Source organism: Pseudomonas sp. FW306-02-D09B, from assembly GCF_058782685.1.
In genome coordinates this window covers 86,495-100,909 of the sequence record NZ_JBYSXY010000012.1, presented here as the reverse complement: position 1 = coordinate 100,909, position 14,415 = coordinate 86,495, and the positions used below count along the sequence as shown (strand labels likewise).

The following is a 14,415-nucleotide window of genomic DNA, read 5'->3' as shown; positions in this document are numbered from 1 at the left end:
CAACCAATCAATTGGACGCCGTCAATTAAAAGCGAATGTGTGCGAACGCCGATCAGCGCCGCTCGATCGGCTCGATCACTTGCAACGCCAGGTTGCCCCTGTGGGAGCCCATCTTGACCTTGAAGGCCGGCACGCCGTTGGCGCGCATGACCATTTCTTCCGGTAGTTCCACCGGGATCACATCGCCCGGCTGCATGTGCAGGATGTCCCGCAGGCGCAATTGGCGACGAGCAACCGTGGCACCGATCGGTACGTCGACGTCCAGCAAGTCCTGGCGCAAGGCATTGACCCAGCGCTCGTCCTGATCGTCGAGGTCCGACTGGAAGCCGGCATCGAGCATTTCGCGGACCGGCTCGATCATCGAATACGGCATGGTCACGTGCAGATCGCCGCCACCGCCATCGAGTTCGATGTGGAAGGTCGAGACCACCACCGCTTCGCTCGGCCCGACGATGTTGGCCATGGCCGGGTTCACTTCTGAGTTGATGTACTCGAAGTTGACTTCCATGATCGCCTGCCAGGCTTCCTTCAGATCGATGAAGGCCTGTTCCAGCACCATGCGCACGACGCGCAATTCGGTCGGGGTGAATTCACGGCCTTCGATCTTGGCGTGACGACCGTCACCGCCAAAAAAATTGTCCACGAGCTTGAATACCAGTTTGGCATCCAGAATGAACAGCCCAGTGCCGCGCAACGGCTTGATCTTGACCAGATTGAGGCTGGTCGGTACATACAGTGAGTGCACGTACTCGCCGAACTTCATCACCTGCACACCACCGACGGCAACGTCTGCCGAGCGACGCAACATGTTGAACATGCTGATGCGGGTGTAACGGGCAAAACGCTCGTTGATCATTTCCAGGGTCGGCATGCGTCCGCGAACGATGCGATCCTGGCTGGTCAGGTCGTAGCTTTTAGCTCCGCCCGGTTCAGTAGCGTTGTCGGTCTGTACCAGACCATCGTCGACGCCATGCAACAGCGCATCGATCTCATCCTGGGACAGCAGGTCCTGCACGGCCATGTCGTGTTCCTACTGCAGTACGAAATTGGTGAACAGCAACTGGTCGATAACGACTTTGCCGACTTCTTTCTGCGCTACTTCCTGCACACTGGCAGTGGCTTTCTGGCGCAGCATTTCCTGACCGACCGGAGTCGCCAGGGTGTCGAAACTCTGCCCGGAGAACAGCATGACCAGGTTGTTGCGAATCACCGGCATATGCACTTTCAGCGCATCCAGATCGGCCTGGTTACGCGCCTGCAGGGTAATGCTCACCTGCATGTAGCGCTGACGGCCATTCTGGTTGTAGTTGGCCACGAAGGCCGGAGCCATGGGTTCATAAATCGCCGCAGGCTTGGCATTACTGGCGGTTTCGGCCGTAGGCGCAGGCTTGCTCTGAGCGCTGTGCATGAAGTACCAGGTCGCCCCCACGGACAGACCGATCGCCAGCAGCACGGCCAGCACAATCACGAGAATAAGCTTGAGTTTGCCTTTCCCGGCAGGGTCTTTCACTGCTGCTTCGCTCTTCGCCATGCCAATAATCCGTCACTATTCGAGTTTTCACAGGTGCACGGCAAGGCAAGAGCAAGTGTTATGCCAGAAGTGTCAGGAGGGGAAATGGTGTAGCGGTCGGCTAATGCCGATATTAAAAGATCGCAGCCTTCGGCAGCTCCTACAAAGGCTGGGTGTAGGAGCTGTCGAAGGCTGGGATCTGTTCGGGTTGCTGCAACTCGTCAGGCGTAGTAATCGACTGCGCTGGAGCCGATGACGCTGGTCGTGCTGGCGGCCGCTTCAGCCACGCTTGCCGGCAGCTCTTCATCCGCCGAGCCCAGACGACCACCGCTGGCAGTCGTGCCGGCGCCCTGGCCTTGCTGGGCCTGCTGCTGCCCTTGCCCTTGCCAGCCGCGGGACTGGTCGGACACGTTGACATCGACTTGCCCCATGCCTTGTTGGGCAAACATGTCGCGCAGACGATGCATCTGGCTGTCCAGCGCCTCACGCACACCTACGTGAGCACTCATGAAAGTCACTTGCGTCTGCTGATCGGGAACCATGTTCACCCGAATATCCAGGCGACCCAATTCTGCCGGCTGAAGCTGGATATCGGCCGCTTTGAGGTTGGCACTCGACAGGTACATGACCCGATTGACCACTTCCTCGGTCCAGCCGCTCTGATGCATGGCGATCGGTTGATTCACCGGCAACGCATTCGCGGTCTTGGGCGTGGCGGCCTGGGTCAGCGCTGCCAGACGATTGGCAAAATCGTCAACGCGCGTGTCACTGGTCGCCGATTTCAGGTCCTTGAGCCCGTCATCGATCAAACCGCTGAAGGACTTTTCGCCCCCCTGGCTGGTGCTGTCCTTGCTGGCTTGCACGTCAAGCATGCTCGCCATGCCATTGGCAAAGTTCTGCGCCGCGGTGGGCTCGCTATCGGCCTGATCCGGCGTCGCTTTGGTCGGGGACTGGCTGGAGGCCGACACGTGACCACTTTGCTCAAGTGCCAGGCGCACGGCCGGCATCGCGTCCAAAGGATCGGCTGCAGGATCGAACGAAGGATCAGTCGCAGCCACAGGCTGGGCCGGTGCAGGCGTCACTGTCGCCGCAAGAGCCGGATCGACCTGAGGCTGGGTCTGAACCTGAGCGACCACTGGCGGTGTTTGTGGATCGGGTACCGGCACTGGCGCTTGAGCCGGTTGCACCGCCTGCGCCAATGCCGGATCGAGAGTTGGGTCAAGCGGAGCGCTATCAGCCACCGGAGCATCCTTGGCCACTGCAGAATCGCTGGCGCCGCTTGTGTCGCTAGCAGCCTTGTCGCTGGTATCCGCCGGTTTGTCGGCGGGCAAGGATTTGCCGCTATCGGCAACTTTCGCCTCTGGCGCGGCAGACTTGTTGTCAGGCGCCACTTTTTTGCCGGTGCTGTCCGCCACTTTGTCGCGCACGTTTTTACCGGCCCCGTCAGCACTGGACGCCGGGGTAGCTTGCGCCTGTTTGGCATAGACCTGAGAAAAGCTGGCGGCCTTATCCCGGGGCTCCGCAGGCGCTGCCGGCGCATTGACAGGCACGCTGGCAGACACGGATTGAGTCTTGGCCTGCGAGGTGGCCTGAAGAAGCGAATTCGGGGCGAGGGGCATAACGGTCTCCGCTGCACTGGGATCGTAGGTACAGTTGAGAAACAAAGCTGCAAGGGTCGAGCCAGGTTTGCTCAGGTGCTGGAAAAACCTGCACCGAGGGTGCTTTCAACAATGAAAACGCTGGCGCTCTTCACTGTACAAGCGTCGGACGATGGCAAATTCGCCGTCGATTTCGCCGACCAGCTCTTCAATTCCCGCAAGGCTTTTTTGTTTGGCTCGCTGCTCCAGCTCATTGCACAGTTCAGCCAAGCGCGTAGCCCCCATGTTGCTGCTGCTGCCCTTGAAGCTGTGGGCGGCACTGAGCAACTGGTCGGGGTCCTGAGTTTCGCGAAGTTGGGTCAAACGTGTTTCGGAGTCCTGAAGGAAAGTATCCAGAAGTATCGGGTACTCATCCTCCATGACTTCTTGCAGCGCACTCAGTACGTCGTGATCCAGATGAATGTCAGTCACTTGTTCGCTCCTTGATCAAGAATGCGCGGATTATGCCTGAGCCTCCCAGGAAAACTCCACGCGGGCACGTCGGCCATTGTCCGACCAACTGGCGTTGTGGCTCAACTGACGAATCAGACTCACACCACGACCCGACAAACGGCCGCTGTCGACAGGTCGAGTCATGACCCGCTCTACGTCGAACCCTGCACCACTGTCTTCGACTTCCACCACCAGACAGCCTCCCGCACCTTGCGGCGACAGCTGCATATGCACCCGCAGGTAGCCATCCTCAAGCGCCTCCAGACGCGCATTGCGCTGCTCGTAATACCGCGCAAACCCGGAGGCATCGCGCTTGATACTCGAATCCAGGCCCAGTACACCATGCTCCAGTGCATTGGAATAGAGCTCGGCCAGCACACTGTAAAGCGCCCCGCTTTGCGCCCGCAACCCATGCACCTCAAGCAACAATTGCATCAGATAAGGCAACGGATTGAAGCGCCTGAGCGAGTCTGCACGAAACTCAAAACTCACCGACCAATCCAGCGGGCAAGACACACTGCTGTCGGAATACACCATGGCTGGCGGCGTGAGTTGCGAGGCGTCGAGCAGGCGAACCTCGAGCATGCTGACATCGTCACGCGCCTCGCCACGGAAATCCCGCAGCGCCTGTTCGATCTCCTCGAACAATCGGTCTGGCTGGCGATTGTCGGCAAACACCTGCTGCAACCGCTCGACACCAAATAACTGGTCGTTGGCATCACAGGTATCGATCACGCCGTCCGACAACAGGAATACCCGGTCGCCGAGGGCCATCGGCAACACCTCGGTGCGATCATCAAAGGCTTGCGCACTCAACACTCCCAGCGGCAGATGCCGCGCCGGCAATACGGTGCGCTTGTCGTTGGCGATATCATGCAGATAACCATCCGGCATACCGCCGTTCCAGACCTCCACCGAACGACGCTGAAAACTCAGGCACAACAGGGTCGCGCAACAGAACATATCCACCGGCAGGATACGCTTGAGCTTGGCGTTCATCTCGCACAGCATTTCCGCCAGACCGTACCCCTTGGCGGTCATACCGTAGAACACTTCCGCCAGCGGCATGGCGCCGACTGCTGCCGGCAGGCCATGACCGGTGAAATCCCCCAACAGCACATGCATGTCACCGGCAGGCGTATATGCCGCCAGCAACAGATCGCCGTTGAACAGTGCATAGGGGGATTGTGAATAACGGATATTGGGAGCGCTCAGGCAGCCGGAGTGAGCGACCTTGTCGAATACCGCCTTGGCCACCCGCTGCTCATTGAGCAGGTACTCATGGTGCCTGGCGATCAGATCGCGCTGCTCCAGGACCGTCGCCTGCAGGCGCCGCAAACGATCCATCGCCTTGATCTTGGCGCTGAGGATCACCTGGTTATAAGGTTTTGCCAGAAAGTCGTCGCCACCCGCCTCCAGGCAACGCGCCAAGGCTTCGCTTTCCGTCAGCGAGGTCAGGAAGATGATCGGCACCAGCGTTTCACCAGCCAGCAGCTTGATCTGTCGCGCCGCTTCGAAACCGTCCATCACCGGCATCATCGCGTCCATCAACACCAGTTGCGGACGCTGCTGCTGGTACAGCTCAACCGCCTCGGCGCCGTTGGCCGCAGCCAACACCTCATGCCCCTGACGACGGACGATACTCGACAACAACAAGCGATCGGCCGCGCTGTCCTCTGCGATCAGCACGGTCAGCGGCTCGGGCAGCGTCGACATGACGGTCAACTGATGTCGAACAGCTTGTCGAAGTTGGAGATGGCGAGGATTTTCTTCACATCGGAACTGCTGTTGACCACGCGAATATCGGAATTGTCTCCGCCAGCGTGATCACGCAACAGCAGCAACATACCCAACGCCGAGCTGTCGAGGTAGGTCGCGTCCTTCAAGTCGACCACCACCGAGTTTGGCATTTGCCCGTCGGGGCGCTCGTAGGACTCGCGAAACTCCTGATGCTTGGCGAAATCGAACCGCCCCTTGACCGAAATCGTGAGTTTTTGCCCATCCGGCGATACTTCTGTAACGACTGACATGCTGCGGCTTCCCTGTCATTGGCAACGTGTAGAAGGTTTAGCACTTGCCGGGAGCATGAGCAAGGTCAAAAGATCGCTCAATACGGGTCGTGGCGCGGCAAACGCTGGGAAAGCTCATCGAGCAGTTTCTGCTCACGCCGGTCTTCGAGTTGGCGAGCCTCATCAATGTAACGCTGCACCAGCTTGCGCAGCCCTTCAACCCGGGCAAACGCCTGCTGCCAGGTGTCACGTGCCTTGTTCAGGTTGTTCTGGTGCCAGGCCAGGCTTTGGCGCTGCTGATCGATCGCGGTACCCAGTTGCGCGAGAAAGCCCTGATACCCCAGCAACCATTGCCCCGAGACGCCACTGCTGCCGCGTACGATCCATTGTTCCTGGTATTCGAGGCGGAAGCTTTCGAGGTCGGCGAGCTTGCTTTCGGCCAATCGCACCTGGCCCTGAAAGTGCCCCAGGCGCTGGGCAGCGGTCTTTTCGGCCTTTTCAGCCATATCGACCACGGGCGCCAGGCGCGCCGACCGGCTCTGGGCCATGAGGTGTTAGCCGCCAGCCGCCGGGGCAAAGATCGAGGCAAGGTATGCCTCGCTCTCGCCCAGGTTGATGCTGTCGTTCAGCCCCTGACGCAGGTACTTGGCCAATTGCGGCTGCAACGAAATCGCCAGATCGGTTTCCCGGTCGCCGCCCGCCACATAGGCGCCGACACTGATCAGGTCGCGGCTTTGCTGATAACGCGACCAGAGCTGCTTGAAGTACTGCGCACGGGTCATGTGGTCTGGGCTGACCACCGATGGCATGACCCGACTGATGGACGCTTCGATGTCGATCGCCGGGTAATGCCCCTCTTCCGCCAGGCGTCGCGACAGGACGATGTGCCCGTCGAGTACACCCCGCGCGGCGTCAGCGATAGGATCCTGCTGGTCGTCGCCTTCGGACAACACCGTATAAAACGCGGTGATCGAACCGCCGCCCGCCTCGGCATTACCGGCACGCTCCACCAGTTTCGGCAGTTTGGCGAATACCGATGGTGGATAACCCTTGGTCGCGGGTGGCTCGCCGATGGCCAGGGCGATTTCCCGTTGCGCCTGGGCAAAACGGGTCAGTGAATCCATCAGCAACAGGACGTTCTTGCCCTTGTCGCGGAAATACTCGGCGATCCGCGTGCAATACATCGCGGCGCGCAGACGCATCAGCGGCGCATCGTCCGCAGGCGACGCCACCACCACGGAGCGCTTGAGCCCCTCTTCACCGAGGATGTGCTCGATGAATTCCTTGACCTCGCGACCCCGTTCGCCAATCAGCCCGACCACGATGATGTCGGCCTCGGTGAAGCGGGTCATCATGCCCAGCAGCACACTCTTGCCGACACCGGTGCCGGCGAAGAGGCCGAGGCGCTGACCGCGACCGACCGTCAATAATCCGTTGATGGAGCGAATGCCCACGTCCAGCGGCTGGCTGATGGGGTCGCGCTTGAGCGGATTGATGGTCGGCCCATCCATCGGCACCCAGTCTTCGGCTTTCATTCCGCCCTTGCCGTCCAGCGCACGGCCGGCGCCATCCAGTACCCGCCCGAGCATGCTCATGCCCATCGGCAAGCGCCCGGCATCGGCCAGGGGCACTACCCTGGCGCCCGGGGCAATGCCGGCGACACTGCCGACCGGCATCAAAAATACCTTGCCGCCAGAGAAGCCCATGACTTCGGCTTCGACCTGTACCGGGTGATAACTGTCGTCGTTGATCACCATGCAACGGCTGCCCATGGCGGCGCGCAGGCCCTCGGCTTCGAGCGTCAGGCCAACCATGCGCAGCAAGCGCCCTTCGAGGATCGGTTGGCCGGGCAATTCGGTGGCATGCGCATAAGTACTCAGGCGCTTGCCGAAGCTGGTGCGATCAAGGCGCATCAGCGATTTCCGGCTCTAGCTCAAGTGCTGCGACAGACGGCTTTTCGCTGACGGGAAGTTCCAGCGTCAAATCCGCCTCGGCCGGATGCAGCGCCTGATCGTGCAGTTGATCGAACAGCTTGGCCATGATCTGCGTGATACGGGTTTCTACGGTCGCGTCGATACGGCTGTGCTCGGTCTCGACCCGGCATCCGCCCGGCAACATGGCTTCGTCTTCGACGATGCGCCAGGTCTCCTCATGGCGCTCACGCAATGCCTTGACCTGCTCGAAGTCCTGCGGGTTGATGTACAGACGCACATTCCCGACGCCTAGCGGCAGCAGTTTCAGGGCTTCGCGCATGACGTGTTCGATTTGCGTCGAGTCGATGGCCAGCTCGCGCTGAATCACCTGCCTGGCAACGTGCTGGACCAGCCCGACCAGGGATTTCTCGATCTGCGTATCTTGCTCGGCAATTGGTTCGAACAGATTGCCCATCAGCAATTCAAGGCTGGCGAGCTTTGCGCTCAGGGCCACGTCAGCTTCCTGACGAACCTTGAGCGTGGTGCTGTGAAAACCTTCTCGCTCACCGGTAGCGAAGCCTTCGTTGTAGGCTTCCTGACGAATGCTTTCGAGCTCTTCGAGGGTCAGTGGCTGGACTTCCTCCAGCGGCACTTCTTCCATCTCCGGCGGCTCGGGCTCAGGCTCGGGTTCAGGCTCCGGGACGTGCGGGTCGAAGCTGGGCAACGACCAGGTATCAAAACCGCGAACATCACGCGCACGGATCAGGTCGGTGGGCGACTCATCACTCTTGGATGCCATGGCGTTAAATCATTTCCTCGCCGCCCTTGCCGCCGAGAACGATTTCTCCGGCTTCGGCCATACGGCGGGCAATGGTGAGGATTTCTTTCTGTGCGGTTTCGACGTCGCTGACGCGTACCGGGCCCTTGGCCTCCAGGTCGTCGCGGAGCAATTCGGCCGCTCGCTTGGACATGTTCTTGAAGATCTTTTCCTTGACGCCTTCGTCCGAGCCCTTGAGGGCCAGCACCAGCACGTCCGAGGAGACTTCGCGCAGCAACGCCTGAATTCCGCGGTCGTCGACGTCGGACAGGTTGTTGAACACGAACATGAGGTCTTCGATTTGACCGGACAGGTCTTCGTCGACTTCGCGAATCGAGTCCATCAGTTGACCTTCGATCGAGCTGTCGAGGAAGTTCATGATGTCGGCTGCACGCTTGATACCACCCAGGGTGGTGCGCGCGGCGTTGGAGTTGCCGGAGAATTGCTTCTCGAGAATCTGGTTGAGTTCTTTCAGCGCGGCAGGCTGTACGGTGTTCAGCGAAGACACGCGCAAAATAATGTCGAGGCGTACTTTATGGTCGAAGTTACCGAGCACTTCGCCGGCCTGATCCGGGTCGAGATACGCCACGACGATGGCCTGGATCTGCGGGTGCTCGTAACGGATCACGTCCGCCACGGCACGCGGCTCCATCCACTTCAGGCTGTCCAGACCGCTGGTGTTGCCACCCAGCAGAATTCGGTCGATCAGGCCGTTGGCCTTGTCTTCGCCCAGCGCCTGGGTGAGCATCTTGCGCACATAGTCATCGGAGCCGACGCCAAGGCTGGTCTGATCGCCGACGATGTCGACGAACTCGCTCATCACCTGCTCGACCTGCTCGCGGTGCACGTTGCCCATTTGCGCCATGGCCACACCCACACGCTGGACCTCTTTGGGCCCCATGTGGCGCAGCACTTGCGCAGCATCGGTTGAACCCAGGGACAGTAGCAGAATCGCGGCTTTGTCGACCCGGCTGAGTTTGGCGATAGCGGCTCGGTTATCACTCATCTGCGTTAATCCACTCTTTCACGACCTGAGCCACACGACCCGGATCTTCGGCCACCAGGCTCTTGATTGCGTTCAACTGTGCGTCATAGCCTTCGCTCGGGCTAGGCAGCAGAATACTTTGCGGACCACCTAGGCTGACGCGGTCGTTGGCCAGTTCGCCGTCCAGACCGCCCATGCCACCGAGCTCGACATCGCTGCCAAGACCCGCCAACTGCTTGCCTTTACCGCCGCCGGTAATGTTGTTGAGCACTGGACGCAGCACGCCGAACACCAGCACCAGGATGAACAACACGCCGAGCACCTGTTTCACCACATCCCAGAACCAGGGCTGCGAGTAGAACGGAATGTCAGCGATGACTTCGCCACGCTCGGCCGAGAACGGCACGTTGATCACGCTGACGCTGTCACCACGGCTGGCATCAAAACCGACGGCGTCCTGCACCAGACGCGTGAAGCGTGCCAATTCATCGGCGCTCCACGGCGCGCGGGTAGTTTCACCGTTGGCCGCATTGACCTTGACCTGATCATCCACAACGACCGCAACCGACAGGCGATTCAATCGGCCCTGTTGTTGCTTGGTGTGGCTGATGGAACGGTCGAGCTCGAAGTTCTTGGTGGACTGTTGACGCTTGTCCGCCGGGTACGGCGCCAGCATCGGCTGACCGGTTGCCGGGTCCATGATTTGCTGGCCGTTGGCATCCAGCAGCGGCTGACCTGGCTGCACCATGCCCGCGGAAGCGCTCGAGCCACCGGTGGTTTGTGGTGCTGAAGCCGGCGATGGCGGCTGGTTGCTCAGCGCACCGGGAACGCCTTGCGGGCCGTTGCTGGCGGTGCGCTGCTCGGAAGTCGATTGCTCGCTGCGCAGGGCCGGCTGATCAGGATTGAACTGCTCCGAAGTCGATTCGACTGCACTGAAATCGACATCGGCGGAGACTTCAGCCTTGTAGCGATCGTTACCCAGCACTGGCTGCAAAATATTGTGCACACGCTGTGTGAGCATGCTTTCCATGCGGCGGCTGTAATCGAATTGCTTGCCGGCCATGGTCAATTCGGAGTTTTCCGCCTGATCGGAGAGCAAGGTGCCCTTCTGGTCGACGACGGTGATCTGCGACTTGCTCAACTCAGGAACGGCGGTCGACACCAGGTTGATGATGGCCATGACCTGGCCTGGTTCCAGCGAACGGCCTGAGTAAAGCTCGACCAGCACCGATGCGCTGGGCTTGCGTTCATCACGCACGAATACCGAGCTTTTCGGAATCGCCAGGTGCACACGGGCACCCTTGACGTTGTTCAGGCTGGAAATGGTCCGCGCCAGTTCACCCTCAAGGCCGCGACGATAACGGGTCGCCTCCATGAACTGACTGGTCCCCAGGCCCTGGTCCTTGTCGAGGATTTCAAAACCGATGTTGCCGTCGCTGGGAGTGACACCAGCAGCGGCGAGCTTGAGCCGCGCGCGCGCCACATCATCGGCCTTGACCAGCAAGGCACCGGAGTTGGGTTCAACGGTGTAGGGAATGTCGGCAGCGGCCAGGGTTTCCATGACCTGCTTGGCGTCCATACCGGCAAGGCTGCCGTACAGCGGCCGATAGTCGGGTTGCTGCGACCACAGCACCACGGCAAAACCAATCGCCACGCTCGCAGCCAGGCCAACCAACAGGCCCACCTGACGCAGCATGGTCATCTCGGAGAGGTTTTCCAGGAAGGACAGACCAAACAACGGCGGTTTGCCGTCTGCTGGCGTGACCTTGGCCGGAACGTTATCGGCGACTGCTTCTGCCATGACTCAATCTCGTCCTTAAACCGGCATCTGCATGATGTCTTGGTATGCCTGAACCAGCTTGTTACGCACTTGGGTCAACGCCTGGAAAGATACGCTGGCCTTTTGCGAGGAAATCATTACATCTGTCAGGTCGACGCCGCTTTTGCCAATTTCGAAAGCATTGGCCAGTTGGTTCGAAGCCTGTTGGGTGTCGTTGACCTTGTTGACGGCCTGACCGAGCATGTCGGAAAAGCTGCTACCGCCCATTTCCGGCACCGCGACCGCCGCTTTCGGCTGAGCCATGGCGTCCATTTGCATGGACCGCATGTCCAACATCAAGCGATTAAATTCAATACCTTGGCTCATGGTCTACTCTCTCTGACGACCCGCAATTTTTTGACACTCACTCGGCGGATAGAGTGGTGTTAGCAACAAGGGTGCCAGCTCCATGGCGAGGCTTCATAAAAGTCCGACACGGATCACCGCCCCTGTAGCAGCTGTCGAGCCCGCGAGGCTGCGTTCGGTCTGAGCCGCATCCGGACGGAGCGGTCGTAAAATCAGGCGGGACGCTCTTCCAGGTAAACCGCGTATGCAGGATTTGCGAGGACTTCGTCCGAACGCGGCCCGCCTCGTACGCCGCCTCGCAAGCTCGACAGCTGCTACAGATACGGTTCAGGTCGCAAACAAGTAACCTTCAACGTCCATTCCCGCATCGCGCATTTGCGCCAGCTTGTAGCGCAAGGTCCGCGGGCTGATACCCAGGCGCTCGGCCGCTTCCTTGCGCCGCCCGCGCTCGGAACGCAAGGTATCGATAATCATCTGAAACTCGCGACGCCGCAGGTCATCGCCCAGCGCGCCCGCTGAATCGCCTTGCGGTGCCTCGACTTCGAGCATGCGTGACGACATTGGAACCGGCGTCAATGCCGGTAGTGGCGCGCAAGCGACCGGCCCCGCAAGGCAAAAGTCCTGCGGCTGAATCAAACCACCCTGCTGCAAAATCAGCGCCCGCTGAATGGCATTGTCCAGCTCGCGCACGTTGCCCGGCCACGGATAACCGATCAGGCAAGCCTGAGCTTCCGGCGACAGCCTGGCAGCGGCATGCTTCATTTTATTGACGTGCTTGGCCAGCAGACGCTCGGCCAGCGGCAAGATATCGGCGGTGCGCTCACGCAACGGACGCCAGGCCAGCGGAAACACCGACAGGCGATAGTAAAGGTCTTCACGAAAGCGCCCCGCCGCCACTTCGCCTGCCAGATCGCGGTTAGTGGTTGCGACCACCCGGATATCCAGCGCGATAGGCTTGCGTGCGCCCACGCGCTCGACTTCACGCTCCTGCAACACGCGCAGCAGCTTGGCCTGAAGCCCCAGGGGCATTTCGGAGATTTCGTCGAGCAGTATGGTCCCGCCATCGGCCTGCTCGAACTTGCCCGCCTGAGCCGCAATAGCACCGGTGAACGAGCCTTTCTCATGACCGAACAAGGTCGCCTCGAGCATGTTGTCCGGGATCGCCGCACAATTGATCGCAATGAACGGCTGACTGGCGCGACGCGACTGCTGGTGGATGTAACGCGCCAGCACCTCTTTGCCGGTGCCCGACTCTCCCGAGATCAACACCGTCGAATCACTGCGCGCCACACGGGCTGCCAGCTCAAGCAGCTGCGCACTGGCCGGCTCGAACGCGACCGGGCCCTCACCCTCTGCGGCGCCGACACAACCCAGGGCATGGCGCGACACCAGATCCAGTAGCGCCTTGGGCTCGAACGGCTTGACCAGATAATCTGCCGCCCCCTGACGCATTGCATCGACGGCGCGCTCGACCGCGCCATGGGCGGTCATCAGTAACACCGGCAACTGCGGCTGACGAATTCGCAACAACCCCAACAACTGGTGACCATCCATGCCCGGCATGTTGACGTCACTGACCACCAGATTGAATGACTCGCTCGCCACGGCTTGCAGCGCATCTTCGGCCGAGCCCACTGCGGTGTAGTCGTGACCGGCCAGCAGCAGCGTATCCGTCAATGCTTCGCGCAGCGAGCGGTCATCTTCGACCAGTAAAACCTTGATTGCCATCAGCCTCTTTCCACTCCTTGAGCGCTGGAGAACAACGGCAAGACCACCACCGCACACGTGCCGCGGCCCGGCCGCGAGCGCAGTTGCAATTCTCCCTGATGAGCACGGGCCACCGCCTTGACTACGGTCAGGCCAAGGCCGGTACCGGTGGTTTTAGTCGTAAAAAACGGCTCACCCAGGCGCGCCAGCACAGTGGGGTCGATACCGCCGCCGTTATCGCTGACGCACAGCCGAAGGGTGCTTTCACGGGTGTATAGATGGACCTTTAGACGGACTTCGCCAGCACTGGCCTGAATCGCATTTTCAATCAGGTTCAGCAGCGCGCCGACCAGCGTGTCGCGATTACACAGCAATTCTCCGGCATGACTGTCGCACTGCCAACGCACCGGATAATCCTGGACATGCGTCAATGCCGCCGCTTGCAGCGAGTGCAGGAGCGCCCCGGGTGTCAGGCGATCAGTCAACGGCAGTTCGCCGCGAGCGAACACCAGCATGTCCCGCACCTGATGCTCAAGCTCATGCAGGCGCTCTTTCAAACGTCCGGCAAACCGTTGCTGGGTAGCGACCGGCAACTCTTGCTCAGTCAAATGACTGGCATACAGCAATGCTGCGGACAGCGGCGTGCGAATCTGATGCGCCAGGGAAGCGACCATCCGGCCGAGGGACGACAAGCGCTCATGGCGAGCTAGTTGATCCTGCAAGTGCCGGGTTTCGGTCAGGTCGTTAAGCAGCACCAACTGGCCCGGCTCGGCATCCAGCGAGCGCGTGGCAATCGACAGGCGTCGACCATCCTTCAGGGAAATTTCATGACCGTCGTCTTCGCGTGGAGCAAAGCAGCGGGCAATCACATGACGCCACAACTCGCCTTCAAGCGGTAGACCCAGCAGCTCGCAGGCCGCCGGATTGGCTTCGCGCACCATGCCCTGGGCATCGATGACGATGACGCCACCCGGCAACAAGTCGAGAAGGTTTTGCAGCCGGTTGGCCAGGCGTTCTTTTTCGGCCAGCTCTTGCATGCGCTGAGCACTGACCACTGCCAGTTCGCCCTTGAGCTCGGTGACCCGGGCCTCAAGCATGCTGTAGGAATCGGTCAGTTGGCTCGACATCTGACTGAACAGCGCGAACGCCTGCTCAAGGCCAAGCCGACTTGCCTGCTCTACAGAGGACGATTGCCCCGAGACTTCGGAGACAGGGGACATTTGGGCGGCGTGGGGCATCGTGCTCTCTCGCTTGGCTGA

The 14,415-nt window shown here is 60.4% G+C and carries 14 protein-coding genes; all 14 read right to left on the bottom strand.

Features of this window, described 5'->3' with window-relative positions; all coding sequences use genetic code 11:
- Nucleotides 1-52: 52 nt before the first annotated feature.
- The gene (gene fliM / locus AC3WK5_RS19870) at nucleotides 53-1,021 is read right to left on the bottom strand and encodes a flagellar motor switch protein FliM (protein WP_103315620.1); all 969 of its coding nucleotides are present in this window, start codon (nucleotides 1,019-1,021) and stop codon (nucleotides 53-55) included.
- 9 nt (nucleotides 1,022-1,030) lie between these two features.
- Nucleotides 1,031-1,531 carry a flagellar basal body-associated protein FliL gene (fliL, locus tag AC3WK5_RS19865; RefSeq protein ID WP_103315619.1) on the bottom strand — a complete coding sequence of 167 codons (501 nt, stop codon included), beginning with the start codon at nucleotides 1,529-1,531 and terminating at the stop codon, nucleotides 1,031-1,033.
- Nucleotides 1,532-1,731: 200 nt separating this feature from the next.
- Complete coding sequence (locus AC3WK5_RS19860) at nucleotides 1,732-3,129, bottom strand: flagellar hook-length control protein FliK (RefSeq protein ID WP_103315618.1); 1,398 nt, start codon at nucleotides 3,127-3,129, stop codon at nucleotides 1,732-1,734.
- A 105-nt stretch (nucleotides 3,130-3,234) separates the two neighbouring features.
- Nucleotides 3,235-3,579, bottom strand: a complete 345-nt coding sequence (locus AC3WK5_RS19855) for an Hpt domain-containing protein (RefSeq protein WP_054596289.1) — start codon at nucleotides 3,577-3,579, stop codon at nucleotides 3,235-3,237.
- A gap of 30 nt (nucleotides 3,580-3,609) precedes the next feature.
- Complete coding sequence (locus AC3WK5_RS19850; RefSeq protein ID WP_103315617.1) at nucleotides 3,610-5,316, bottom strand: ATP-binding SpoIIE family protein phosphatase; 1,707 nt, start codon at nucleotides 5,314-5,316, stop codon at nucleotides 3,610-3,612.
- Nucleotides 5,317-5,321: 5 nt separating this feature from the next.
- Entirely contained in the window at nucleotides 5,322-5,630 is a 309-nt protein-coding gene (locus AC3WK5_RS19845) for an STAS domain-containing protein (RefSeq protein ID WP_103315616.1), read from the bottom strand.
- A gap of 77 nt (nucleotides 5,631-5,707) precedes the next feature.
- The gene (fliJ, locus tag AC3WK5_RS19840; RefSeq protein ID WP_054596287.1) at nucleotides 5,708-6,157 is read right to left on the bottom strand and encodes a flagellar export protein FliJ; all 450 of its coding nucleotides are present in this window, start codon (nucleotides 6,155-6,157) and stop codon (nucleotides 5,708-5,710) included.
- 6 nt (nucleotides 6,158-6,163) lie between these two features.
- Complete coding sequence (gene fliI, locus AC3WK5_RS19835) at nucleotides 6,164-7,522, bottom strand: flagellar protein export ATPase FliI (protein WP_103315615.1); 1,359 nt, start codon at nucleotides 7,520-7,522, stop codon at nucleotides 6,164-6,166.
- Nucleotides 7,512-8,321: a flagellar assembly protein FliH gene (fliH, locus tag AC3WK5_RS19830; RefSeq protein ID WP_103315614.1), complete on the bottom strand. Its 810-nt coding sequence runs from the start codon at nucleotides 8,319-8,321 to the stop codon at nucleotides 7,512-7,514. Before fliH ends, fliI begins: the two co-directional genes overlap by 11 nt.
- Before the next feature lie 4 nt (nucleotides 8,322-8,325).
- Complete coding sequence (fliG, locus tag AC3WK5_RS19825; RefSeq protein WP_019692390.1) at nucleotides 8,326-9,345, bottom strand: flagellar motor switch protein FliG; 1,020 nt, start codon at nucleotides 9,343-9,345, stop codon at nucleotides 8,326-8,328.
- The gene (gene fliF / locus AC3WK5_RS19820) at nucleotides 9,338-11,125 is read right to left on the bottom strand and encodes a flagellar basal-body MS-ring/collar protein FliF (protein ID WP_103315613.1); all 1,788 of its coding nucleotides are present in this window, start codon (nucleotides 11,123-11,125) and stop codon (nucleotides 9,338-9,340) included. Before fliF ends, fliG begins: the two co-directional genes overlap by 8 nt.
- 15 nt (nucleotides 11,126-11,140) lie before the next feature.
- Nucleotides 11,141-11,470: a flagellar hook-basal body complex protein FliE gene (gene fliE / locus AC3WK5_RS19815; protein ID WP_019692392.1), complete on the bottom strand. Its 330-nt coding sequence runs from the start codon at nucleotides 11,468-11,470 to the stop codon at nucleotides 11,141-11,143.
- A 306-nt stretch (nucleotides 11,471-11,776) separates the two neighbouring features.
- Nucleotides 11,777-13,177 (bottom strand): sigma-54-dependent transcriptional regulator, encoded by a 1,401-nt coding sequence (locus tag AC3WK5_RS19810; protein WP_103315612.1) that lies wholly within the window; start codon nucleotides 13,175-13,177, stop codon nucleotides 11,777-11,779.
- Nucleotides 13,177-14,376 carry a sensor histidine kinase gene (locus AC3WK5_RS19805; protein ID WP_177474813.1) on the bottom strand — a complete coding sequence of 400 codons (1,200 nt, stop codon included), beginning with the start codon at nucleotides 14,374-14,376 and terminating at the stop codon, nucleotides 13,177-13,179. The genes AC3WK5_RS19810 and AC3WK5_RS19805 overlap by 1 nt, the downstream gene beginning before the upstream one ends.
- Between the last annotated feature and the right edge of the window lie 39 nt (nucleotides 14,377-14,415).

What these genes read in the sequence shown, in the direction of transcription:
- AC3WK5_RS19805 (WP_177474813.1), bottom strand. Translation starts at nt 14,376, where the DNA reads ATGTCCCCTGTCTCCGAAGTCTCGGGGCAATCGTCCTCTGTAGAGCAG.
- fliE (WP_019692392.1), bottom strand. Translation starts at nt 11,470, where the DNA reads ATGAGCCAAGGTATTGAATTTAATCGCTTGATGTTGGACATGCGGTCC.
- AC3WK5_RS19845 (WP_103315616.1), bottom strand. Translation starts at nt 5,630, where the DNA reads ATGTCAGTCGTTACAGAAGTATCGCCGGATGGGCAAAAACTCACGATT.
- fliJ (WP_054596287.1), bottom strand. Translation starts at nt 6,157, where the DNA reads ATGGCCCAGAGCCGGTCGGCGCGCCTGGCGCCCGTGGTCGATATGGCT.
- fliG (WP_019692390.1), bottom strand. Translation starts at nt 9,345, where the DNA reads ATGAGTGATAACCGAGCCGCTATCGCCAAACTCAGCCGGGTCGACAAA.
- fliL (WP_103315619.1), bottom strand. Translation starts at nt 1,531, where the DNA reads ATGGCGAAGAGCGAAGCAGCAGTGAAAGACCCTGCCGGGAAAGGCAAA.
- fliH (WP_103315614.1), bottom strand. Translation starts at nt 8,321, where the DNA reads ATGGCATCCAAGAGTGATGAGTCGCCCACCGACCTGATCCGTGCGCGT.
- fliM (WP_103315620.1), bottom strand. Translation starts at nt 1,021, where the DNA reads ATGGCCGTGCAGGACCTGCTGTCCCAGGATGAGATCGATGCGCTGTTG.
- AC3WK5_RS19850 (WP_103315617.1), bottom strand. Translation starts at nt 5,316, where the DNA reads ATGTCGACGCTGCCCGAGCCGCTGACCGTGCTGATCGCAGAGGACAGC.
- fliF (WP_103315613.1), bottom strand. Translation starts at nt 11,125, where the DNA reads ATGGCAGAAGCAGTCGCCGATAACGTTCCGGCCAAGGTCACGCCAGCA.
- fliI (WP_103315615.1), bottom strand. Translation starts at nt 7,522, where the DNA reads ATGCGCCTTGATCGCACCAGCTTCGGCAAGCGCCTGAGTACTTATGCG.
- AC3WK5_RS19810 (WP_103315612.1), bottom strand. Translation starts at nt 13,177, where the DNA reads ATGGCAATCAAGGTTTTACTGGTCGAAGATGACCGCTCGCTGCGCGAA.
- AC3WK5_RS19860 (WP_103315618.1), bottom strand. Translation starts at nt 3,129, where the DNA reads ATGCCCCTCGCCCCGAATTCGCTTCTTCAGGCCACCTCGCAGGCCAAG.